This window comes from Paraburkholderia sp. BL9I2N2, assembly GCF_004339745.1.
In the GTDB taxonomy this organism is placed as follows: Bacteria; Pseudomonadota; Gammaproteobacteria; order Burkholderiales; family Burkholderiaceae; genus Paraburkholderia.
The window spans coordinates 4,129,529-4,154,793 of the sequence record NZ_SMGP01000001.1 but is presented as its reverse complement, the minus strand read 5'-3'; the positions used below and the strand labels follow the sequence as shown (position 1 = coordinate 4,154,793).

Sequence of the window (25,265 nt, the reverse complement as noted above, 5' to 3'; positions counted from 1 at the left end):
CGGCTTCTTCATCGTGCTTGTGAATGGGGCTTCACACGGGAGCGATTGCCGAGGCACACACCGCCAAGAGCCTGAGGACGATTGGATGCAATCGGTTCAAGTTACGAATCTACTTTTTGCTGGGAACGTATAAGTGCAAGTCCGCGTCAAGCTGTCATCCGGCCCTCTGATCGGCTATTGGCAATTTTGCCAGGAAATCGCCAGGGCTGTTTGCCCGATCGATAGGAATCCGAAGGGCATCGACTGTGTATGGGCCAAGCGCTACCCCTCCGGCGTTTCGAGTCCGTACGCTGGTACAGATGTACCTCTCCCTCTGGACGTCGCTGATCGGGAGGCGCTTGCAAAGGTATTGCAGAAGCTGCCTCCTCTGAAATATCCAATGTCCGAAAAAGACATCGCTTCTTTCATAGAGGCGTATGTCAAGCTGCCGAGCCGCCCCATGTGGATGCCGGTCCTTGTGACAGAAGAGACAGTCCTCGGGGCTAAAATCAAACGCAACCAAATCGTGGATCGTCATTTGGCGGCGATACGAGAAGAGCGCAAGGCTGGGCGGCTTGTTCCGGTCGATATCAATCACGTTCCGCTTGAGGCTGTGCAGATCGGAGCGCATTTGTCTCGTAAAGATGCCATTGCGTACCTAGAACGACATGGCTTGGCGTATGACGACGAGGAAACAGCAAAGAGCCTTGAGCAGGGTAGCTTGTCGGGCGAAGCCGGACATCCGGCTCTAGATGTCGATCCGCTGGCGTTGAGCGAGGGAGCCAGCGTTGTGGGACGTCAGAGATTTAGCGCCGCAAAGAAAGCGGAGGCTGTCAAACGCAGCAACGAATTGCAAGCTGCGGGGGAAAAGAACTTTAGGAAGCGGGTGGCGGAGGAGTACGGCACGACTGAACGATCCATTTACGACTGGGTCAGGGAGGACGAGGCAATGAAGGAAACAAAGCCAACCTTGGCCATCTTTCTCCACGGAAGGAAGAAGAAATGATTCCGACCATCTTCCGACGTACTTCCGACTGACGACAGAAGGCCTTGTCAGACGGGGCCGGACGAGGATCGACAAATTGCGCTTGCTCGGAACTGCAGTTCCGAGTGGAAGATTTCTCACATACGGCACCCGCCGGACCCCACGGTCGGAATAGATTTTTCCCGGTCGTCCTAACTTGTGAGAAAGAATCCATGACTACGCGAGCCCATGCCGTCATGCGGCAGCCTGATCCCTTAAGCAGTGGCGCCTCGTTGGAGGCGAACTCGATCGCTCATCCAATCGAGAAGGTACTGCGCATCCTTCGTATGAAGCAACTGATCGAGCGCACGCGACTGTCGCGTGCAACGTTGTACGTGCTCATGGCGAGTGATCCGACCTTCCCGCGCAGAATCAAGTTAACGGCACGCACCGTGTGCTGGCTCGAATCCGAGGTGGATGCCTGGATCACGTCGCGCGCCAACTCGCGCGTTGCCGCATAAATCGGAGGAAAGGATGTTCATTTCCGAACCGATGTCGGATCGCACGCAGACGTACTCGATTGTGCGAGCAAAGGGCGGCGCATTGAGGAACCCTCTTGCGCCGAGTCGCCCCTCGTACCCCATTGGCAGCTTCCCAGGGCTCCTGGGGATGCTTGCGCGCGATCTCAGTGCCAGCGGCGGCGTTGCCGCTGAAATTGTGGGGACCGAGTTGATTGCGTTTGCGTCATTGCTCACCCAAGGTATCGCCGACACGACGTGGCCGAACGGGCAGCCGATCTCGATCGGCGCCAACGGGCTTCTGGCATCGCCTTCGGGCAGCGGCAAGTCGCTCATTTTCAAACGGCTCATTCACCCGATCGAAAAATACCTGGCCACGGACAACCAGCGGCGCGAACGCTGTCACCTTCTGCTGGAGGATGCGACACGCGAGGCGATTGTGAAAGACCTTCATGAATGGCCGGTGGCCGGGCTCCTCACTGATGAAGCGGGAATGCTCAAAAGCCTCCTCAGGGACGCGCCTACGCTGGTCAAGCTGCTAGATGGCTCGCCTCTGCGGAGCGCACGCATTTCCACAGGCCGTATTGCTCTTCTGGGGCAGCGTTTTTCCATGCTGCTGATGGAGCAGCCTGAGATCTTCGAGGAAACAAAGCTGCTGTTGGGCGCGAGCAAGGGCGGTGTCGGTCTGGTCAACCGCTTTTTCGTCGTAGCATCGACGGATTTTTGTGCCGAAAATTCGCCCCATTCCGTCACGTTGTCGGGTGACGTGGCACAGATGTATGACACCAGAGTTCAAGAGCTCCTTGGCATGCTTTTCGAGCACGTCGAGCAAGGAAATCCGGTGCGCCCGACGGTCAAGCTCAGTGTCGAAGCGAGCCGATGCCTTGTTGACGTCGACCACGAGGCGCGGAGGAAATCCATGCCGGGTTCTCCGTGGTCTTTCATCGCCGAATACATCTTGCGCCATGCCGAACGTGTTCTGCGCCTGGCCGGCGTGTTCCACGTCTTCGAACATGGGTCGCGTGGTGAGATCGCACTGGATACGCTTCAGCGCGCGGAAAGTTTTGGGAATTGGTACGTCGAGTCATTCGCTCAGATCTTTCACGAGGAACCCAAGCCAACGAAAGCGGAGGTCGATGCGGACGAACTCGGGAATGCGTTCGTTCAAATGTGGCTGTCGAAGGGCATCTGGATGCTCCGTCAGTCCGAGTTGCGTACCTGGGCATTGAATTTGGGCCTGACATCGACGCGCTTTACGCGAGCTCTGGCGGTGCTTTGCAAGCAGGGGCGGGTTGGCGTGTTTCCGTATCGCAATGTGCCTTGGGTTGAGCTGAACCGCTCTCTTTTGCCTTTGTACCGGTGACGTAGACCTCATCACGGATGCACGAGGTGCATCCGTGGTGCTTGTATGTCGTCAATAAATCGGAATAACTACGCATATCGCAGCAGCTATGGAATTCACCATGGCTGATTGAGAGTGTGATTCCCAAATGCGCGTATCCACTGTGCTTTTTCCGTGCTGTGGTTCTGGTTATTAGTGGGATATAGTTTCTTTACTTAAAGAGTAAAGATTATCTATAGATTCGCTCAATGCGCTAATGGCTGAATCATACGCGAATGAAAATTGATTGAGAAGATATATTTCCACTCAATGCCAATGGCTAATTGAGTGAATTTCGATGACCGAGAGGTGTAATGATTAACTCTGATATCAACCTGTATGTGATCAAGTCGAATGGCAGGGATTACATCATGCCATATTTCATGGATGGCATTGCTGATCTAATGAAATTCATGAAACTTGTAATCTACAAGGATATGCTATTCCATTGGGACGTCATGGGGGCGCGTGGTGTTACAGTGAGGGAGGTTTCCCCACTGGGAAACCATATCGAGAGCTTGCAGGGTTACAGTCAGCTCTATTCGAGCGCACACACGTTCTCACCTATGCTCTCCTTCTTCTTCGAGCAATATCGAAAGCATCCAATCAAGGGTTACGCCTTGGTGCTCGACAAGTTTGACCCCAGTGGATTTAGCTCTGACCTGTTTAATGACTTTGTCTCGACGATGCGAAGTGAGGCTGTGGTCACGAAGCTGAAAAAGAAGGTTTCTGATTGGAACGGAAAATTTCGGGATGGCAGTGACCGGCTTGTTAAGTTTGAAGCTGATCTGTTCAGTCGTTATTCTCGGTTGATGGTCATCCGCCTGGATTTCGATTATCACAAGGCGATTCTCACTGCTGAGGAAGTGGAAAAGGTGTATGCCGAGGCAGTGACGCGGAAAGAGCGCGATCTGATTGATTACCTGTCTGGAGCCGACATTTCTGTTCCGAAGGCCATTGAGGGTCGTATTTCATTGGAAGAGGTGCAAAAGGATCGAAAGCGCTTTTTCTCGAATATGAAAGGCAAGCCCTCGCTCTTCAAACACCTGGTTGGTTATGTCTGGCGTATCGAGTGTGGTCGTGAAGCAGGTTATCACTTGCACGTTATGTTGTTTTTCGATGGCACGTACGTTCAGAGTCACCAGTACTATGCGCAGGCGATAGGTTGCTACTGGAGGGATGTGATTACTGAAGGACGGGGATATTTTGAAAACTGTAATCGAAAGAAATCAAGATATGGAGATGATTGGGCGCTTGGACAGATTGACCATGGGGACCAGGTGAAGCGAGGCAAGTTGCGCAAGGCAATGCAATATTTTTGCAAGACCAGCCAGGTTGTCCAGGTCGTGCCCTATCCGAAATGCCGTCTCTTCCAATGCGTTAACGCGCGCCGACCGCGCAAGGCGGCGGGGGGACGCCCGCGCACGAGGGCTGTGCCACGACTGCCAACCAGCGTGCTGCTTCTTGAACATGCATATCCGTTTTTTGTCCCTTTCTAAGTAATCAAAGACTTATGAAAGATCGTGTTCACCGGGTGCGATGGTGGTTGCCACGGTTCGCACCTGGTTTGGAAGGGGCTGATGGCTTGTCTATGGCCGTGAGTGCGTCAGGTCGAATTGTCTTGCGCGGCGATTTTTTCAGGTGGTAAACAGCAACCATTAATCGATCGCAGTTAGAGCAGGGTGAAGGCACGGGGGCTGCACCTGCCCATCATCCTTTTGTGTTCAGCGGAGCACAACCACGACGAGTTCATCGCGAAGCAGATCGGTGAATACTGGGGCGATGTCGTGACGGAGGGCACGGGCGACTACTGGAACAGCAATAAGACCGAGCTGAGGCCAGGATATGAGAAGCGTGGTCAAGGTATCGGCGTAGGCCAGATCAACCGGGACGATACTGAGAAGCGAAAGGCGCTACGGACGAATCTGCTGTATCTCGCCAAGGCCGAACAGTACCTGATGATCAAGGCGGCGGAGCGCATCCGTACGTTCGGCACGGTGCACGTGCCGCATAAGGTGAAATCAGGGCGGCCCCGTGTTGATTCTGGTATGCGATCGTCGGAACCCTGTCGAGACGTCAGGCCTCTTCGAATTCAACCTCCCGAATTGCAAGCTCAAGTCCATACTGGCGGCTCAGGGCATGCAACATTTTTTGCCTGCGGTTCTCAATGAACTCAGGCGGATTCTGCCACGTGAGCGAATCTGGCCCGGGGATGAAATCATAGGATGCCCAGTACTTGCTGCCGTCAGCGCTGTTGAAAAATTCGCAGGGATTCCGCGCCCGTTTGTAGTTGTTTACTTCGGCCGGCATTGGCTGGAAGTTCCAGAGAACGTCCACGGTTTCCTTATAGCCCTCCTGCTGGTTTGGCAGGCTGATAGGAAAGATGTGATCGACCTGTGGCTTGCTGTCGTGAAAGATATAGCTGCGGCTCGGCATGAGCACTTTGGTCGCCAGCCAAGGCTGGCTTATCAATTGATACTCATGTAAGTCGCCCGTACGGTTTTTCTCAATGGCGATTTGACGAATCCGCTCCAACGGAAAGGATTTGCCGGCTTCGCCGTTTGCAAACGCCTCGCGTGCGAACGCGTTCACCATAGTCTGCGTATTCCAGTCGCAGAATTGAGACAGCAGGAAGTACTGATGGATCTGCTGGATATCGGTTGCCCCCAAGGAGCGAATACGCCACTCGTGCCCCTTGCGCTTGCGAGCTACCAAATAGGCGGCAATCGGCAATACGGCAAGCCAGCGTGGCACAATGGAGGCATGATTGATATTGAACAGGCCAGCGAGATACCGAGCGAACAGTTCAACGAGCGGCTCGGTGTCGTTCCGCAGTACATCCTGAAAGGCTTGGATGTCTCGGCTCGCTAGCCGGTCTTCGTCGATACGAATAGTGTTCTTAACGAGCAAATGAAAAAACTGCACGATTGCCGTTGATGAAAATCTAATACCGCCGCTTTCCTTGCGAATCCTGTCAGAGAGCTCCCAGAGCTTTTCCTCGTAGTCCGACTCGACGGCCTTGATCTTTCCGAGCACGAGTTCCAATTGGGTCAGCGCGATTCCGCCTGTATTCAATCGGCGGAATACCTCATTTACCTCTTTTGGCGTTTCCGCCTTTACTGAGAAATAGGCAATAGACTTGACGTTGGAGTCCACGAAAATTTCCCACAGTGCGCTCAGGTTTCTGCGTACCCGAATTTTCAAGTCTTTATCGTCACTCGCCGCAACCACTGCCCGGTCCTCAAGGTCGACCTTTTCTTTCTCGTCGCACCGCATACAAGCCAGTTCGGTCATGCGGAGATACCGCGGTTGCGAAGCGGACGAAGCGTCACGGAAAAGAAAACCTGTGTCATCGGCCTCTGAGTCTGACGGATCGAACAAAAGGTCATAGTGAAGCACGCGTCCGTTAAAGCGGTGCCTGAGTACTGAATACAGCGTCTGCAAACGCTGCTGGCCATCGTAGACGAGCGCTTTTGATGCACCCCATAAGCCTTCGTCAACTTGGCGCGCGAATTTGCCCGGTGCATAGTCTCCAACGAAGAAGCGATAGGGGACCTTCTGTTCAGTTTCCCAAAGTACCACCCCGCCGATCGGATAACGCTTCAGCAGCGAGTCGAGCAGCAGGCAGACATAATCTTCCGACTCATGGCGTGCGCCCCAAACATATTGCCTTTGTACTTGTGGCAGGAACCACCCGTTGTTCGGCGAGTTCAGCTTATCCAGTGCTTCTCGCACGGAAATACCTGCATATGACATCCGTTTTCTTCCCCGATAATGTTGCTTGTCCAGTCTCAATGAATTCGTACCGTTGGTGCTTAGAATGCAGCTTTCATTCAAGCTTCCATCTCGCGTGGAGCGCCGCTGTCCCGGGATGCCAAGTTGTTGCTGCTTCATGAAGCAGCAAACCGGGCCGACAGAGCATTGAGCGAACGTCAATACTATTGCCTTGGCGAGTGTCAGAGCCAGTTCGAATCCGCTCGCAGAGGTAGGTTTGGACAGCGATTCGGCATCCACCCGTTGAATCCGCCAGCCTTAAGTGGACGTGAACGTGGTCCCTTCGATATTGTAAGTCACCGCCTGTGCTGCCGGCATGTGACGCCGCGCTGGGAGATAGAGGCACAGGCAATCGATGCAGCCGCTCGGCGTCGCGGGTCGCTCTCCCGCGACGTCTGCGCGCGGAGGCAGCAACGACGAGCCTGGGAAACATAGACTGCCTTGCGATGCGAGGCAATGATTTCAGCCCTCATAACAGTCAGCTTCGTGGGTTTCAGTTCGGAAGCGAACACAAGACGACATCAAAATGTCTTCGAGGCGCTCCTACTCTTCCTATACTTCGCATCAACTTGCTTTCAAAACGCTAAACGTATCCTGCTGTTATGCACTTGACTTCAATCGCTATTTTTATCCAGCGAGAGTGCAACTGTGTTGTGCGTATCTGCGAAGTATGACTGTTTGTCTGGTACATCGCCGCCGAATTCCGATGTCGTATCTTTCTAATTCGGCGCCAATGAGGAACGCTATGCCGTCTACAACCCGCCCGGCAGTTCCGCCGGACGGTGCAAATCCACTTGCTGATCCTATATGTCATTCGCATGGAATGCGAACAGAGGAAATTTTTCACATATAAACACGACACAGTGTTTGGGTTTGCCTTGACTAGGCCGGTTCGCCCGCACGCACAGTTGACTGGCAGCAGGGAGCACACGTCGTAAATTCTGTCGGACGAACAGTTCAGGAGAGTGGGATGAACGACTTCGTGCAGGCTGCGAATGCAGGCCCTCCGGACACCGTCGATCTGAAGCGACGACTCTGGTGGCGAGGCTTCCGGTGCTTTCGCGAAGTCGAGCACATTTCGCCGTCAAGCCCTAACGCAGACCAGCAACTTAAAGAAGAGTTGTCCCCCGCGAAAGACGCAGCGCTCGTCTACGCAATTCTGGAGTTTCAGGTTTACAGCCTGTACTCGCCGTTTCTCGCCAAGATAGAGGCAGATGGAAAACTGGCTCGCAGCGACGGCACGATCCGCGCAAGCCTGACGCAAAAGCTCCTCGATCCACCACCTGTCGCGGACGGAACGTGGAACGATGGGCGGTGGACCGAATGTCTTGAGCTATGGGAGGATAAGAGCGCGGGACCGCGGGGCTACGTATGTCCGCTGGTGATCGAGCGACTTGTCCAGACTTTTGCCAATGGTGACGAAAACACTGACCTGTCGCACGCCGAGACCGATCGCACCGAAGTGTGGTGGACGGACTCGAATGATGAAGGCCGTTACTTCTGCGCGCGCGATTTTTCCGGCATGTTTCCCATTGACCCGAACGATCCGGCTTGGCGGAACGCAGGAGAAGAGCCGCCCCCTCAAGCTGATCCGGAGTGGCTTCAGTCACGCCGGCTGTTCGCATGGCACGGCAACCACCTGGAGAAGGGATTCATCGGCGTGCCCTGGCGTGTCACGGAGTTGCGGCCAAAGATTCTCGCCGACAAGGACGCGATTTACGATTCCCGCGCATGGACCTCGATCTTCCGCATCGTGCGCGCGGTCAGTGAACGCGAATGCGCCGGCTACTTCGATAAATTCCAGTCCTACGACAACGCTTTCTTCTCACTGCCTTTATTCCATTTCGCGGTCCCCGGAATTAGGAAGGCGCTCACTGCGATGCCCGCGTCGCCCCTAGGAGGTGCGACGTTCTGGGTCGACTGGCGACAGCGCACCGGCAAACAAGGCTCGCCGCCATCGCTCTCGCAGGCCGGTTTGCGCGTCAGAGGAGCGCTCGGGACCGATGACCTCGGATCCGGACATGAATACGATACAGGGTCTGCCGAATCGCTCTACTCTGCCTATGGCATGCAGGCGAAGCTCGCCCGCTGGGATGAAGCGTCGCTGAATCTGCACGAGTCGCTAGAACTGCTGCGGTGTCCTTCCCTTAACTACCGCATTGCGATGGCGTTTCGTACGCGTCCGGATGTCCGCGATGCGCTATGGTCGCTCGCGCATCAGCGCGTCCGCTTCGTCGCGCATTTGCCGCTCATCGGCGACGACCTGCCCGAGATCTGGCGAGGCAAGCGCTTGGGCGATGTAGTGACGAGCGAAGTGACGTTGGCCATGGCTGTCAGAATGATCGTGTTCAATCCCGCGTTCGTGGTGCGTGAGCCGGGCGACGAAGCGTGCGGCGGACGCACGCCGGTCAAGGTCGCCAGGGGAACGGCCGAGAAGCCGGCGCTGCTCAACTTGATGCTGGCGGCATGGAAGGCCGCCACCGGCGATGTCTCCCGGTTCGAGACGAAACTGGCCGACCTGCTCATCGCCAAATCAGGGAAGGGCAACGATCTAAAGCAAATCCGCGACTGGGGCGCTTCACTCGGCGCAGGGCATTATCGACTCGAAGCCGCAGAGCTTCAGGACCAAACGCTGTCGCTGTCGAATGAACCATATACGTCGCCTTTCTTCGCCAAAGGCGAGCAGCGCTTTGCAGACCCGTTTCCGCTGGACACGACGGACCATCATCCTGCACCAGCCGACGTACCGGCGCTTCTTCACAAAGCGAGCTTTGACTCATTGGCCGGCCAAGCCGGTTTGCGGCCCGGTCTTCCTGCGGCGCCGACGAAGAACTCCTGGCAGAAGAAAACACTGGACGACGCACGTCGCAAAGCGCAGGCGCGCGAGGTCCAGAATGCTGCGGCCTGTGGTCGTGCGCTGTTGCTCGATGGCGCCTATGCTGCGTTCGACGCTTCGCAAAAGCGCACGCATCCTTTGTTCAACCAGCGCTGGGCGCGGTTACAGCTGGAACACTTCAAGGATGGACGGCGATCCGCGCTCCTGTGCGGACCTTCTGGCGGTCCGCCGAAGGGTGTCGATGCCTGTTTCATCCTCGATGCGACCAGCGCGCCAATCTTCGCGTACGACGGCCGCATCGAAGGCGCGGTCAGGGCGCTGCCACTCGGACAATGGAAGGCCGGCGACGGCGCCATATCGAACGATGACCAGATTCAGCCGGATGCGGGATCGTTCGGCCTGAGCAGCGAGCCGGTTCCGGAGCGCACCTTGACGATCTTTCGCGGCGCACTCGACAAGTCGGGCGGCGCGCCCGTGTTCGTCGACAGCTTCCGAGTCACGGTGGACGAAACGGGCCTGCACGCCCGGCTCGGCGCTTGCCGGATGGACTTCGATCTTCGGAGCGAGACGTCTCGGGTGGCCGCGAGCGACTTCGGCTTCTTTGTCGAATTCCTCGCCTGGCGGCTAAGCTCGCAGAAAGATGCTGCTGCGAGCGCGTGGCTCGACGGACTGGGCTTCATCTTGGCAGCGCGCTTGAAGTCCGAGACAGCCCTGTTTTGCCAGCAACTCCCGATGAGCGCGTGGGACGCCGGTGTTTCGGTTTCCCTCTGGGACGGCCTGCTACGAAGTCCCCGAAGGCCCGCGGACACCGGCGAACTCGCGCATGTGGTGCTGAGCTGGCCGGCTATGCACCGTTGGCGAACCGTTCTGCGCCAAAGCCCGCTCGCGCGCCGGGCACTCTACGACGCATGGCGTGTCCGCCTGCGGGACGTGCTTGCCGCGCCCGTCCCCGGATGGTCACAGCCGACGCAAATCGGATGGTTTCAGCTCTTTACCAGTGTCGAGACGATGACCGCCATCGCACGGTGGCAGATGCTCGACGCGGCGAGCATGAAGCGCGTGCTGACCGAGCGCGCGACGACGCAGGCCATCCAGAAATGGATGAAGCAACAGCAGAAGGGCGACATATCGACATGGACGAAAGACGACGAGATCCAGGTCTTTCGCGAAGTCGTGCTGGCGCGTCTGCCCGCGGGCGATCTGTCGGCGGAACTCAAGGCACTGCCTGCCGCCACTTTGCGCAGCTACACGAATCAGTTCGAAACGCTGTTCGACTGCTCCGCTCTGCAGGGCACGGAACGTTCGTCGGCCGGCGTCCATCACGGCGTCGTCATTTCCCGTCCGGCCGGTAATGCCGCCGGCGTCGCCCTCGGCCTGCTGACCTCCGCTTCCCCGGTCAGCGCCCTCGCGCAGACAGCAGGCGGCGCATCTGCGATCTGCACGGTCACGGGCATCGTGCCGATCCTGTCTAACGGCCGCACAGGAAAGGGCGCCGCGCTGATGTTGCCGGCTCCCGTTCAGCTCACACTTGTCACCGATGCAACTCAGTCCCTAAGCGTCGCCGTAAAGGATGCGCCCGACGCCACGGCACAGCCGGTCGATCTGAGCTTCGCCGAGATCGGCGAAGCGTTCGAGATCGAGACGGACGTCGCGGCGTGGCTCGGCGGATTGGGCGAGGGCGTTGCGCTGATGCTGCGGGTGACCGGGAAGAAGGTCGATGGCGCGCCATCGACCTGGATGGTGGAGGCAGAAGCGCGCCTCCGTGTTCCCTGGCTGGTGGCCGACGTGGTGTTTGCCCGTCAGGAGATTAGCGGCATTCAGGCCACGGCGACCGGCGACGGCAGCATTATCTGGACGATTCCGGTCCTTACGGGCGCGTCGCTCGCCGGCGTGCTTCCAGCGGGCCTGAATGCGAAGGCCGAGATGCAACTCGTCATCGGCATCGATCCGCAAACCGCGCACGTCGTCGCGCGACTCGAGATGGAGGCGATGTCGCTCGACATTCCACTCGGGTCGCCCATCGCGACACTTCATCTCGTCTCGGCTGCTCAGAACGGTGCGTCCCTCGCCAAGGCGATCGTCGACCTAGTTGCGGGGGAGGTCAGCGTCACGGCAACTCAAGACCTGAGCGTTTCGCTCGATCTTCAGTTGGCTCCTGTCACGATTTCGAACGTGACGCATGATGAGGAAGCAGGCAAGCTGGATGCGACGTCAAAGACGGCTCGCGTGATCCCGATGACGGGTCCGGCCAACTCTCCGTTCGGGATGGATTTCCAGACGGTGTCGCATCCCGCAACCCCATTCCTGCGCTTTGACGGCAAACATCTGCGGCTTCACAGGTCCCTCTTGGACAATGTCCCCAAGTGGCTCAAGCCGGACGCAGAATTCTGTCTCACGGACGCCGTGGGCGAGATGTTCGGCCGCACGCTTGCCGTGCTGAGATGTCAAGTCGATAGTGGGAAACCGCCCGCGCGCGCAGACGGTGAAAATACGCTGGTATGGGCATTCCGTCTGACATTGAGCCTCACCGACAAGGATGGCGGAACGGTTCTAGGTGGGAGTGCCGCGACCGACGTGACAGTGTCTTGCCAGCTCGACAAAAGCGAGCTGGTTCTCGGCGCGGAGGCTTTCGCGGCGGAGGTCACGAGCCTGACGTTCGACTTCGATATGGGCAGTGGGCGCAAAGTCGAGTTCGGCTCGTTTGGAGTGCTCGCGTTTCCCCCGATCCTCAAGGCCAAACTCGACCCGCGCGGCGGTGATCACGCACTGGAGTTTCAGCTCGACGCTGCGCCCATCGAATTGCGTTTCCTGTCTGATGGCGGCGTGATCTTCGACATCGCGAAACTTGCTTTCGGTGCGGGCGGCGTGTCGCTCGAGGGCGTCGTCCGGCCCGGCTCAGCCGACATGCCCGGTCTGACCGTGTTCGGCCAGCGCCTGCGAGTGCGCCCCGCAGCGAACGGCGTAGGGCGCTTCAAAGTCGTGAAGGGGCGCCTGACGGATGCCAGTCTCGAAGCCGAAGCTCAACTGACTTTCTTCGACGACGCGACAGGAGTCGTCAGCATGCGGCTATTTGAAGAACCCGGACAGCAGGGATTGTCCGCGATAGCCCGGTTCGACGTGGGATGTGGACGGCGCTTTCATGTGGAAGCGCTCTGTCTCGTCGTCGAGGTCGACAGCATCCACTTGTCGCTGCGTTGGCAAAATCAAACGTGGACGACGGAGGGCGGCATCACGGGCAGTCTCTCGTTCGAGCCGAGCCGTGCGCTGGATGGCATGCTCAAGGAATTCTCCGAACTGTTCGACGGCACCCGTGTGCATTTCGAAAACCTGAATCTTGCCAATCTGGGTGATCTCGAAGTGCGCGTCGAATTCACGCCGCGCGTGTTCAAAATTGCGCAGTTGTTCGTGGTGACCTTGCGCGGACTGATAATTCGACCGCGCAACTTCGGAAACGCCGCCCGCTGGCTGAGTCTACTCGGCGACATCGAGTTCATCTGGCGCATGCCGACACTCAATTTCGGCCTCACGCTCGGTGAGATTGCACTCGTTCAGCGCGATGTGTCGGACCTTATTCCGCATATTGGAATTCAGCGCCTCGGGCTGTCGGGCGGTCTGCCCGGAGGATTCCAGTTGAAGGGAACACTCCAGCAGATCGACAACGAGCAAGAGGTGGGATTCGCCGGCGATGCCTACGTCAAGACCAGTAGCCTTCCCGGTATGAACGCCGCTATCAAGCTGACACGGCTCAAGCCGTCCAATCGTCCAGCATTGGTCGTCTATGTCGGCGTGGAGCGCAACGACCATCTCGCCTATGGGTTCTTCCTGCGCATGGTGGGGTTGGGCGTAGCCGTCAATCAAGGGCTGAAGTATTTTTCCGACCAAGACGCCCGCCGCACGCCGCTTGCCCAGCGTGTCGAGACGGCCGTGCAGAAGGGCATTCCGAATCCGGCCGATCCGAATAGCTGGGTCCCGGTCAGCGAGGACGGCGCGCTGGTGGTGTCCATCGTCGCCTATGCCGAGGTGTCGTTCGGATGCCTGGGCCGCGACGTAGAGCACCTCGTCATGACCAACATGGTGCTCTCGGTCGATGAACACCTCGACGTCATCGCCGGCATAAACGGCTGGTTCTACACGTCGCCGAACCAGTCGCACGACCCGAGATTCATCGAGCGTCCCGCAATGCGCGGGGCGATTGGCCTCTCGGTGCGCGACCAGGTGCTCTACGGGCGCTTCGTCACTTTGCCGAAGCCGATGACAGGGGGCGATGGCGTCGTCGGTGAAGTCGCGCAACTGCTGAGCGGAGCGCTTTCGACGTTCCCGCAGTCCGTCTCCATTTACAGCGATCCGCGCGGGGCGCTCGTCGAGGTCGCGTATCCGCGTCAGGCGCGCTACGGCATCTCGCTCGGCCCGGTGCGCGGAGAAGCCGAGTTGGGCTTCCGTTTCGGCTTTTATCGTGAAACCCAGGTAATCGGACTGAACCTCGCCGCGCGCGCGGAGATATCCGCAGATTTCTCTGGCGACTTGGGATTCGCCAATGTGGAGCTGAGCGCGCGGGCGGAATTCGCGATGCAAGGCGCCTTCGCAGGCGCTTACTCGACCGACGGGCGTGCTTACGTACTGGCGGATCTGCAGGTTGCGGCCATGTTCGAGATCGCGGCGCACGTCTACAAGCGTATCCATGTCGAGACTTTTTTCTGCTCCTTTACCGTAACGCTGTTCGACATCACCGCGAGCGTGCGGCTCGGCGCAACCGCGTCACTGGCCGTCGCGATCGTGCCCTCGGGCATCGGGTTCGCAGGCTCGGTCGCCGTGCAGTTGAACGTCGCGGGATTCGGCCTCAGCGCAAGCTTGCGCATTGCCATGGACGAGGGGCGGATCGCCGAAGCGCGGGATGTCATCAACCGGCTCGTCCCCCCCATCGACCAATTGATTCAAGCGTCCTCACATGCCAGCGCAATGACGTGGACATTGCCCGCGCCCAGCGAAACTCCGCCCGAAATGCATGCGGCAAGCGAAGTCGCGGCACCCGCTTCGGCACCGGCCGTGGTCACATGGCGTCACCACGTGCGGGCGGTGAGTGCGCCGGATGACTCGGGCAAGATGGTGTACCGTACCCGTCTTGTGCTGTTTCCAGATGCGCGTCGAGACGGAAGCTTTACGCCCGTGCAACCGGCGTCGGGCCCGGATCCAAAGTACGGCGCGCGGACGCATCGGCTCGTTTTGAAGCCGATGCTCGCCAAACTCATCAAGGATCAGGAAGATCGCAAGACCTTCCTGATGCTCGGCGGCGGGAAGTACACGTTCGATAAATCCGCTAGCACGCTCGATCTCGTCGAGCAAGACGACCGTATACTGATCACGGCAGACATGCTCAAAGCGCGTGACCCGTCCATCGAACGCCCGCTCTTCGTGGGCGACCTGCTGGTTCGCCCGAGAGATCAGGTGCTCGCCGTGACCGAGAAACGAGAGGTTGTCGACGAGCGCACACGGCATCCCGAGCCTGGCAATTTCGACGACCCCGCAGTGCAGCTCGATCCACATCGGCGCTCCACGCGCTTTCGCATTCAGAATGGCGACGGCGTGACGCTTAGTTATGACGAATATCTGCTGCTCGCGCGGCAGTCGCATGAATCCGCCGTGCGGCAGGACGATGGCGACGGACACTGGAACGCGGAGCTTCTCACTCATTTGCTGCGACTCGCGGAGGTGCCCCCCAAGCCAGGCGGTGCACATGTTTTCGCGAACCCGGCGGGCGCGGATGACTTCGATCCGCTCCTTTTCGCGGGCGCTTTGAGTCTCGTACTTGATTTCGAGGACGACGAAAACCAAACGCAATTCAAGGCATTGTCGAGCGGTGGTTTGGCCGATCTGGTCGAGAGCGCGCAAATGTTCGGCGCTGCAGCGAACCTCGCCAGCGCGTCGACGCGTGTGCATCGGATCGATCCGGACTGGTGCCAGTGGTTTCAGGGCAACGGCGAAGTCGGCCTCGCCTGGCAGTTGTCCTGCAGCGACGACAGGCAAACCTGGCGCAGCGACGGACCTCACAGTCACGACGAAATCCATCATTACGTCGTGCGCCGCAAGCCGCAGAGCAGTTCATCGGCCGTGTCAGGGCAGGAATTCGAATTCATCCCGCATTGGCCACACTGGGACAAGGTAAGCGGACCGAACGCCGTGGAGCGGACATTCATCCGTCCACGCTTCGGCTTCGTCGACACGGGGCTTCCGGCAGATACCGCAGTGCTGCTGACTTATGAGGTCGAGGCATTCGGTGGTATGGATGGCAAGACGTCTCTCGTCAAGCACGTTTTCGATGGCGTCTGGTATCGGCCGTTGCGGCTCCCGCTCGAGATTCTCAATGCGCAGGCAACGTTGGAGCGCCCCGTGGCAAACCCTTGGGCGCCGGCGACGAGCGCCGGTGTCGCCGGCGCGCCTTTGCGCGCCCGTTTGCGGGTGCTGGTCATGGTGAGCGGCAAGGATCTGCCTGACGAGAAAACGCTAAAAGACCTTCTCGACAAGCGCTTGAAATTGTGGGCGCGACCGGTGAGCGCGGGCACCGTCGGACGATACGGCGCCGGCGACGAAACCGACATGGCGCTCGCCTGGTCGCCACAGTTGCAAAGCACGGACCTGAAATTGCCGGTTCCCGCTGCTTCGCGAGGGCGTGACCTCGATCTGCTCAACGCAGCTCGTCCTGTCGAATTGTCGGTATGGAATCTGACCAAGGTCGATCCGAAAGCACAAGCGCCTAACCACCAGCGGCTTGCGTGGGCCGACATCAAACTTCCAGTGGGCGGCAACGAGGCCGATTTCTGGCAGGCGGTGGGCATGCAAGACGATGCCGCCATTGAACTGTTCGTTGGTCTCCTTCTTGGCGATGCCAAATCCGGTTCCAACATTCCCCCAGCGGGCACCGCAGTGCTGCGATGCCGGTTGGCGTTATCAGATGGTCCGTTTGCCGGTCGGGCAAGCGCCCCAACCGATGCGGATTTTGGTGCAGGACGCCCCGTGGCCGCACTCGAACGAATGCCGTTCGACGCGCAGTATCGAGCGGAATGGCTTGATGCGGCGGCGGTCGTCGCATCGCCGCGAGTCGAACGCATCGCAGATGACGTGAAGGCTTCGGTCAATATCATCTGGCCCCATGTGATGACGTCGAACGACGATCGCGGCGTGCCGGTCGAATATCAGGTGTGGTGGTACGACGAACCCACCGCGGCAGGACGCGCCGATCCGATCGGCGCGGTCGCATCGCGCATCGTTGCGGTTCAGCCGGAGCGCGTATTTCGCGGGCAGCAGAACGCCGTCTATCCGACCTTGAGGAAAACCAGGGATGTCTCTCCGGTCCAGCCAAAAACGCAGACTGCGCAAGATCAGACGCCCACGCAGTTGGACTGGAGGCTAACGGGAGCGTGTATCGAAATCAGCTCGCCACAGCAGCACCGTGATGCGTCGAGCGGTGTCGAGCGCGGACTGCTCCACGAGTTGTTTGCCAAGGCGACCAGTGCTTCGGGCGGGGACGTCATTCTGTGCCGGTCGCTCGCGAACCTGTACAGCGGTGTGTTTACGAAATTCCAGTTTCCCGCCGGTTCGCGCGTGTCGTTCGATGTCGCCGAAGCGCTGCTTCCCCCCGCGCAGCAAGGCGACGCAAAAGACCGCGCTGCGGAATTGCTGCAACGTCACTCGCCGGATACCGACGCGCTGTGCTGGAAGCTACTGGAAGCGCTGGGCGCCAGTGCGACGTTCTGGATCGAGAACGACGACGAGTGTATCGGATTCGAGTCGGTGGAAGGGCACTTGCGCAACGACGTCGTCGCGATCGTTTTCGATCGTCTGCCCGCGCAGCTTCGGCCGCCGATCGGCCATTCCACGCTCTACGCCTTCCGCGTGTTCGATGTCGGCATCCTGCAGGAACTCCTGCTGCTCGCCAAGCTGGAAGGCACGGACCGGCAGAACAAAATCCGAGATCTGGTCGGACATCGCCCGGCTGACGGCCAGTCCGTCCCAGACGCCAGCCCACTTCAGTACGCGCTTTCCTGGCTCGCGCCCAAATCGGTCGCGAAATCGGACGACTCGTGCGAGAAGCTGCTCGCGACCTTGATAGACGAGGGGCTGAACAGGTTCAGGTTCGTCGAGCTGACGAGCCAGCCACAGCAACGAGTGGCCCGGTTTACACGGAATGATCTGGGTCCGCTACGTGCGTCCACACCGGCCGACCCGGCAGGCGGCGACGGACATGCATCGGTGACCGAAGGTTCGGTCGTGTTGCCTGCGGTCAAGGGCTGGGTCTGGTTCAACGCGCCGCTGACGGGAGGCTACGGCAGGCGGCTGCGAATCGCGATCGAATGCGCAAGGCGTCGTGACCCGCCTTGGCCTTGCGGCGACGATGTCGCGTGCGCCCTCCGGGATCCGAGCGTGCCGTATGCCGTCGTCAGGGTTCCCCGCACGCTCTCGCTTCAGCCCGATATCGCCGGTTTGCGTATCAACGCACTCAATGCTATCGAAGCGGAGGTCAGTGTGCATCCCGCACAGCAGTTGACCATGCAACGGGAGGATCTGGTGCGGCATATCGGACGCGTGCGTCAGAGTGTGGCGCTCGTGCGTGCACTCGATCCGCGCTTCACCGAAGCCGCAACAGGAATGCATACCAACTTGCCGAGCGATTTCGACTGGGAGGCGTACGGAGAAAGCTGGCATGCGCCGGGCGTTGCGGCCTCAATCGAACGATGGCGGAGCTTCCGGGCCGGCGTGGTGGGGCTGCAGCGCGGCGCCGAGCGTTTCGCGTTTCCCGCGCTGCCCGCCGGGTATCGCTGGAGCGTTTCCGTGCGCACGACCGCGGGCGTGCGCGCGTCCGCCGAGGGTCCGCCGCAGAGAGGGCGCGTCCAGCCCGACAAGGGCACCATCGTCCCCGTCTATGCCGAGCGCGGGAAGGAGCTGGTGCTCGCCTACGAGAGTGGGTCGTTCGCATGGTCGTTGAGCGAGAGCGCGCTGCACTTGCGCATGCCGTTTCCTCGCCCGATCGATGCGCTCCCTTCCGAAGTGCGCAATTACTGGACCGCCCGTGACATCGCCTGGACTGCGCCAGACACGGACTTGCCGCCCGTCCCCGTCCTTTGCCTCGCAGATCCGTCCGCCAGCTGGATCATCAGCGCGCGTACGCCGGACGGCGGCACGCGGGTCGATCTGTTGCGCATAGCGCTGGAGGCAGGCGGCAAACCGGTGCCCACCTTTCTCTGGCGCGGACTGGACAAGCCGAACGGAAACGGCCCGGACGCCAAGGCGCGGACCGTGCAGTTCGTCTCGGATGCGGAGCCGGCTGCGTGGTTTGGTCGCCTGGGTGTCGAGGTATCGATCGGAACCGGCGCGGCGCAGTCGCTCGACTGGCTTTGGGCTGCATTGGGGGCAACGGACCCCGGCTGGTCGCTCAATGTGTCGATCGAGCGCGACGGGGTGCGATTCGCATGCGAGGAAATCAGATGAGCAACGCGATCATTGGTACCTTTGATGTCATGGGCCTCGTGGACGGCGGGAATTACGGCGCCCCCAAGGTCCGCGTCATATGCCTGTCGATCACGCTGGAAGTCCACGATTTTCAGCCTGTTACCGAAATCGGCCTGATGCACGGCGCCAGTCAATGCGTTCAGTGGCACGCTGCTAACGCGCCTGCCATGTTCCGGATCACGCGGCCGTTAAGTGATGCGAATCCGGGCGACAACATTGCGTGCGATGTCAGTGGCGACGCCGTGCTCGAAGAGACGGGCGGCATATGGCGGGTGCGACTCGGCGTGCTTGCGTGTCGCGTGAGGCGTACGACTGATCCTTCCGGGCTGGCGGGGCTGCTGTGGCCTCGCTCCATCGGCGACGGCGCCGCTCCTCGCACGTTTTTGTTCATTCCGGACGGACTGGCCGCGACCCACCATTTCGCGACGGATGTGAGGACGCGCGCCCGGAACGATGTGGTGACCTTGCTGCTGCCCAAAGCGCCGAAAAAAAAGTCTGTCGAGGTTTCGCTCCGGGCGCCGCCCGAGATCGACGCGGATGACGTCGACTGGGCCGCCGAGGGAGTCGTCACGAGCCCGAGCGGATTCATGAGTCCGAGAGGCATACTGGGCGCCGAGCTTGCGCCCGATTCACCCAATGGCGACTGGCCGGGAGACAAGGCCTGGCTCGTCAGGCGATGGCAGGTGCTAAGCCGTGCCGACGAAGCGACCAGTGATCTGCTCGACGCGTGGTCCGCGCCCTTCGTCGACGACAAGATCGTTTCTCTCGTTGATGATCGCCGCGATCCGACTCCCGACGGCGACCATTTCGTCGCAACGCTGTACGAGCTTCTTGAAGTTCGCGTCCACGCTTTCGAAGCGAAGCTGATACCGAGCGGCGTGGTGCTGGACTGGAACCGCCGCGTGCTGGACGCAGACTTCGACTGGGCCGACGATCGCCGTTCCCGTCTCTTCACTGATTGCATGCGCGCGAGCGCCTCCGTCTCCGGCTCGGGCGGTGCGAAGCGCACGCATTTGACGCTGCGGGCCGCGAAGGCATCTGGGCTGAAGGCAGACATTTTTCTCGAATGGCAGGAAGGCCGCAAAGTCACGAAATTCGAACTGGAGTCCTCGGCCATGGCCCACGCGGGCATCGCGACCGCGCAAGCGAACGGTGATGCGGCAGCCCCACGCGCCGTCGCCCCGACTCACCTGTGGCTCAAGGAGGGTACGCTCGATGTCCGGGATGCGTTGCCTTCCGAGGCGGCCGGCAAGTCGGTCGACGAGATTCTCGATCAGATCGCCGGTTCGGGCGAACGATTGAGAGGCGGTTTGCCGGTGTCCGCAGCGTTCCTGAAGATGCAGGGTCGGGATGTCGCGCTCGTGCCCGGTGATCTCGTGGCGTGGCCCGTGGATTCCGAGACGGCCAGCGGCGTTCAATTGCGCTTCAGTTCGAACCGGACGGTCAGCGTGTCATTGTGGAAGCCGGTGCTCCTGTGGCGCACACCGTCGTGGTGGATCAGCGACGGGCTTGGCGCGGGGATGGACGCGGTCGGCCGCGCGCTCGACGACGCGGCCCCCAACGGCGACTCCGACTACACCGTTCCAGCAAGAACACTCGCGCGGCGGCTGGAGAAGGCGTTATGCGCGACGCTTTGGGTCGGCCGAAGCGGCAGCCACGGCACTTGGGAGCTGGAAATGCCGAGCGCGAAGCGCCTAGCTTCATCCCCGCTCACGTGGCGTATCAAGGCGAAAGGTCTGTCGGTCTGGACAAGCCCGCAAGGCCGTGGACTTCTCACGACCCTTGCGCCCGCCGTCGCCATTCCTGACGCCGCGTTGTTGGATCCGGCCCGGGTCTGGGTTGGTGGCAAGATCGTTCGCGACCAGACCTTGGTCTTATGCGTGGGCGACGGCGCGCTTCCGTGGTTCGAGACGCACCCGTGGCCGGCTGGGGGCATTCCGGTGGGCGACGTGCCGACCACCGAGCTGTTCCATCCGCGCGTCCCGGGTCTGACTGCCACCTACGATGCACGCGCGCAATCGCTACTGTACATCTACAGGCACGGCTTGCCGATACTGACCGATGCACGTGCACGGATGCGGCCCGATGGAACGCTAGCCATCGACCCTGATGCGCCACCGCAGGTCGACGCCACCCGACCATACGACGATATCGCGCTCGTCAACAGCAAGGATGGCAGCCCGGCCGCGCTAAGCGTTTCAGAGGCGAAAGAGCTGACGTTAGGGGCGTCGGGCGACTATGCCATCCAGGGCTGGGTACCGGGCGTCCTGCTGCCGCTGACGAGCATCAGGCTGACAGTTGGCTTCGACTTTGAAGCCGCCACGGCGCCCGCTCTCAAGCTGGACTTTGCCACGACGGATGGCAAAACCGCGCAAGCCAGCATCGACGAAACGGCGGCCGACTTCACGCCCCTGCTTCGTCTGTCCGTCGACAGCCACGGCGTTCCGGTCGGACTTGAGTCCTCTTCCGACGCCAATGATCCTCGCGCGCTCGTGCGCTTCGGTCAACCGCTGCTGTTCACAGACCAAAACGCCATGCCGTTCGTCGATGGAGAGGGCAGGGGCTGGGCGCGAGCTGTCGACGGTCTTCGACCGTTCACTCGCCTGGTTTCGAGCGCCCCGGATCCGAGGACCGAAGTGACGGATACGGCTTGGGTATCGCTTAAGGTGTCCCAGGCGAGCACCTCGTCGCGGTTGGGCCTGTCCGTCTTCGGGGTGACTCCGGGCGAAGCGGTAGGCGAGCGCTGGGATCTCGTCGGAGATGATGGGCAAAGGTTCGTCGCGCCCCGGATTCAATTGCACGCCCTGTTACCTCTGGACCTAAGCGTCGCGACGGTCGACAGCCGGGCGATGCGCGTCCGGATCGGACCGCCGTTCATGTCGACCTACGAGGCTGAGCGTCAGAGCGGCGGCCAATGCACGATGCTATGGAGCCGGCAGCTCGGAACATGGACAGTCGCACTCAAAGGCGCAGCCGGTGACAACCGCTTCGACTGGCGGCCGACCCAGACCACCGCGACCGGACTCGGCGTCCGCAGACTCCAGGGATCGATTTCGATCGTCGACGGCGCGCTCATCTTTACGCTGGAGCGCGTCACGATTGCTTCGGCTCTGGGCGATCTTTCGTTCAATGTCGAGCCGAACGACTTCGAGTTCGACGAGTCGTCGATGTGTGGCTTGTTCCAGGCACAGGTCAAGGACCCTAAAAGTTTGTTCGAGTGCAAACTCGTGCTTTGTGTGGACTCGAAGGGCTGGTCCATTCTGGAAGGAGGGAAGTACGATCCGCCGAACTGGTCCACGAACAGTAATCCGCCGCTGATTATCCGGACGGGCTGGGATGGCTCGGTTTCAGTACATAACCTGAGACTGCATCCTGCCGACGAGGCGCAGGCCGATGGCAGGGTCGATCTGAATCAGGTGGAGAGCAACGCGTGGATCTTCTCGTGGTCCGCTGCGTATCCGGGGCAAGGGCAGGCCGGGCGCGCGCTCGCCGGCGTCATCCGGGTCATGAACAATGAAAGTGGTGACACAGCTCCGACGCTCTCACTCGACCTGCGAGGCACTGCGGTGCTCAATGTGAGCAAGCTATTCGCGGCGGCTCAGGGCGGTCACGTGCGCGGCGACTTGTCCCGATCGATTCGTTTCGGCGCGGCCGATCCGCCGTTCGGCGACTCGACGATAACCGGCCATGTGGTGCTCCTCAATGACTACAGGTTTCAGGTCGACTCGGCCGATGGGAAAAGCAAGTCGGTGGTGGAACTCGAAGCAGTCGTTTATATGGTGGACATTCCACTGGATCCCGTCACCGGCGGAATCGGCGAAGACCTGGTCGCCGCGGTGACGTATCGCAAGAAAACGGTCCTCCCCGCTTTCAGTTTCCAGATCGTGCAGCGGCTGAAGACCACCCGGCCCGACTCAAAATCAATAGCCGTCGCTGTGGAGTCGCATGCGGTGGTCGTCGTGCGGACCGAGCGTTTTGAAGGCAACGTACTCGTCGCGCCGCAAATCGTGTGCGCTGGCGATCCGACACTGAGTGTGTCGCGCGAAACGCTGACAGATGTGCCCGGCGCCGCCGATGCGCGCCTGTTGCGAATCCCGTTTCGGACGCTCGGCGGCAAGCTTCTCGCGGTGCCGGCCGACAAGCCCGCTGTGGCGGAGATGCCGTGGCGTCCTGATCGCAGCATCGACGAGGAGGACACTGCCAGAATCCCGTCGTCCGACTTGTGGCATTGGCACGGACCGCTCGCGGACCAGATCATGCCAGCGCGGTTGGCGTCATATGTCCGCGCGCCATGCGACGCGACATATCGTGGTCAAGCTCGACCGCAATCCAACGAGCCGATGCCGGAGTGGCGATACTGGCTCGATCGAACCGATACGGGTCGCCATATGGCTGGCTTGCTCAGCGAGAGCGGCGGAGTGCTGGCTATGCAATATCACGTCATGGCCGTGCAACCATCGCCGCCGAACTTGCCCGTTGTGGCGCCAGACGACATCGCGCCTGTCTTTCCGGCTTGCTTGCTGGTCGTATCGAAACTTCCGCTTCCACCGACAGCCCGAGTCAGGCTGAAACTGGAAGCGACGGCTGCCGTCAGCGGCGTGGACGCCGGGACAGCAGTTGGATCATGGGCGCGCGATGAATTGCGCCGACGCAACCTGCGCCATGGTGGCGTCGCCACGATCCGAGGTCGTGCGGACGCCATCCAGGTCGTGCGCCGAAGCGAACAGATCGCTTCCCTCGATGACACGGTGGTTCCCTTGCCGGTCGTCCGGCTTCCCGGAGCGCGATCGGGCAGCGAACTTCTCGACCTGATGCCACACAATCAATTACGGCAATGGGGATCCCGCCGCATCGCTGACAGCCGCGCAGCCGCGGCGCCCGAACTGCTCATCAGCACACCGCGGTTAGACGGAGCCGAAGCAGGGCGCCGGGATCGGATCGTGTGTGCCGAAGTCTTGAATGCGTCGGCCGACGCCGCGCTGGGCATCGAACCGCTCGCGCTGACGGTATCGCAAAGCGTGCCCTTCGTGGATCCGCGCGTCGTTCCTACATCAGGCGACCAGTCTTTGGACCGTGAGCGGTGGGCCGTCGTCCGCCCACAGGATTCGGACAACCCTGACGTCACGATCGTGCTGCCGCCATGCATTGACGTGATGCATTGGGCCATTCGTAGCGCCGACATGTGTCAGACGACCTACGCCTTCACGAGTCAGACCGACGAAGGGCCGGCCGTGTACGCGTCTTTGCGCGAGGCACGGGCCGGCGGGCCTCTGTCCCAAAAGGAGGCGCCGAGCGTCTCACTGAAGCTCGAACAATCGCTGCCTTCGCGGGTTGGCGGTATTCCCTGGACCCTTCACCGTTTTGCGATGACCCAGCGGATCGGGACGCCGTCGACGCAAGCCGTGCAGGGCGATCTACGGGTCGCGCTCGTCTTCCCCCGTGGCTCGCTCCAAGTCGACATGATGGTGAATCCCCCAAAACCAGACCCTACCGAATATGTCTTCCTCGAACTCGCGCCTGTTGCGCAATCGTTCCGATTGCTCGATCCCCTGCTCGTCGGATTGTTTCGGAATGCTTCGAGCCCGCTCGTAACGGGCCGACTGGCCGTGGCGGCGAACGCACTTACCGGCGAACTGCCGTCCGACAAGCTTCAGGATGCGCGCGTATTGCTGAGTTCCCCGCAAGCCCTGGCGGCGTGGAACGCTGACCCGAATGGAACGCAGGCCATTTCGTTGCGCACGGTTTCGACGATGGCCGATCTGCCTTCCGGCGATCAGGGAGACAAACCGGAGAAGTATTCCCGGATGGAAGGCGACTTGTTACGTCAACTCGTCGCTGCGCTGCAGACGGGCAACTCTGTTCCATGGCTGCTGGCCCGGGAGCAGAACGGTCCCTGGTTGATCTGGCTCACGCCCATGCCCGGGCGAGGAACGAGCTTCAAGGTCACACGGATCGCCCAGATTTCTTTCCAGCGCTCGAACGCGGCCGTCGATCTTCCACGTCAACTTCTCGTGTCCTCGAAAGATGCGCATCTGGGCTTTGGTGCAGTGACGGCGAAGCCTTCCCTGGGGGTGGGAACTGCCGACGGCGTACCATTTTTTGAACTTCGCCGGTCTACTTCCGCCCTTGAGCAGGCCAGCAATCCAACAGCGCTTGACCTGCACGCGTGGCTTTTTGGCGAGAACGGCGCTTTGATTGCACGATGGGGATCATCGTAATCTCGATTCAAGTGCATCGTTTGCGGAGTACTTCTCTTCGCGGATTGCATAGAGACGCGATTGACAATAATGGCGGATGCATTCTTCCTGGTTC

General features: G+C 60.3%; 7 protein-coding genes. 6 read left to right on the top strand and 1 reads right to left on the bottom strand.

Annotation, left to right across the window (positions count from 1 at the left end; genetic code table 11):
• The first annotated feature begins 133 nt into the window (after positions 1-133).
• From B0G74_RS18985 to B0G74_RS18970, 4 genes are all read left to right on the top strand, one after another.
• Complete coding sequence (locus B0G74_RS18985; RefSeq protein ID WP_132376333.1) at positions 134-985, top strand: hypothetical protein; 852 nt, start codon at positions 134-136, stop codon at positions 983-985.
• Positions 986-1,200: 215 nt separating this feature from the next.
• Positions 1,201-1,464 carry an AlpA family phage regulatory protein gene (locus B0G74_RS18980; RefSeq protein ID WP_132377004.1) on the top strand — a complete coding sequence of 88 codons (264 nt, stop codon included), beginning with the start codon at positions 1,201-1,203 and terminating at the stop codon, positions 1,462-1,464.
• A 13-nt stretch (positions 1,465-1,477) separates the two neighbouring features.
• A complete protein-coding gene (locus B0G74_RS18975; protein ID WP_165923882.1) occupies positions 1,478-2,824 on the top strand; it encodes a DUF3987 domain-containing protein in 1,347 nt (448 codons plus the stop codon).
• Between the two features lie 332 nt (positions 2,825-3,156).
• A complete protein-coding gene (locus B0G74_RS18970; protein ID WP_132376331.1) occupies positions 3,157-4,341 on the top strand; it encodes an inovirus-type Gp2 protein in 1,185 nt (394 codons plus the stop codon).
• 577 nt (positions 4,342-4,918) lie between these two features.
• Here the strand turns inward: B0G74_RS18970 and B0G74_RS18965 are convergent.
• Complete coding sequence (locus B0G74_RS18965; protein WP_243658228.1) at positions 4,919-6,856, bottom strand: DUF262 domain-containing protein; 1,938 nt, start codon at positions 6,854-6,856, stop codon at positions 4,919-4,921.
• Between the two features lie 730 nt (positions 6,857-7,586).
• Between B0G74_RS18965 and B0G74_RS18960 the strand changes: the two genes are divergently transcribed.
• Together B0G74_RS18960 and B0G74_RS18955 are read left to right on the top strand one after the other, a co-directional pair.
• Positions 7,587-18,932, top strand: a complete 11,346-nt coding sequence (locus B0G74_RS18960) for a hypothetical protein (protein ID WP_132376330.1) — start codon at positions 7,587-7,589, stop codon at positions 18,930-18,932.
• Positions 18,929-25,171, top strand: coding sequence for a hypothetical protein (locus B0G74_RS18955; protein ID WP_132376329.1), 6,243 nt, complete (start codon positions 18,929-18,931; stop codon positions 25,169-25,171). The genes B0G74_RS18960 and B0G74_RS18955 overlap by 4 nt, the downstream gene beginning before the upstream one ends.
• The last annotated feature ends 94 nt before the right edge of the window (positions 25,172-25,265 follow it).

What these genes read in the sequence shown, in the direction of transcription:
- B0G74_RS18980 (WP_132377004.1), top strand. Translation starts at nt 1,201, where the DNA reads ATGCGGCAGCCTGATCCCTTAAGCAGTGGCGCCTCGTTGGAGGCGAAC.
- B0G74_RS18975 (WP_165923882.1), top strand. Translation starts at nt 1,478, where the DNA reads ATGTTCATTTCCGAACCGATGTCGGATCGCACGCAGACGTACTCGATT.
- B0G74_RS18970 (WP_132376331.1), top strand. Translation starts at nt 3,157, where the DNA reads ATGATTAACTCTGATATCAACCTGTATGTGATCAAGTCGAATGGCAGG.
- B0G74_RS18960 (WP_132376330.1), top strand. Translation starts at nt 7,587, where the DNA reads ATGAACGACTTCGTGCAGGCTGCGAATGCAGGCCCTCCGGACACCGTC.
- B0G74_RS18955 (WP_132376329.1), top strand. Translation starts at nt 18,929, where the DNA reads ATGAGCAACGCGATCATTGGTACCTTTGATGTCATGGGCCTCGTGGAC.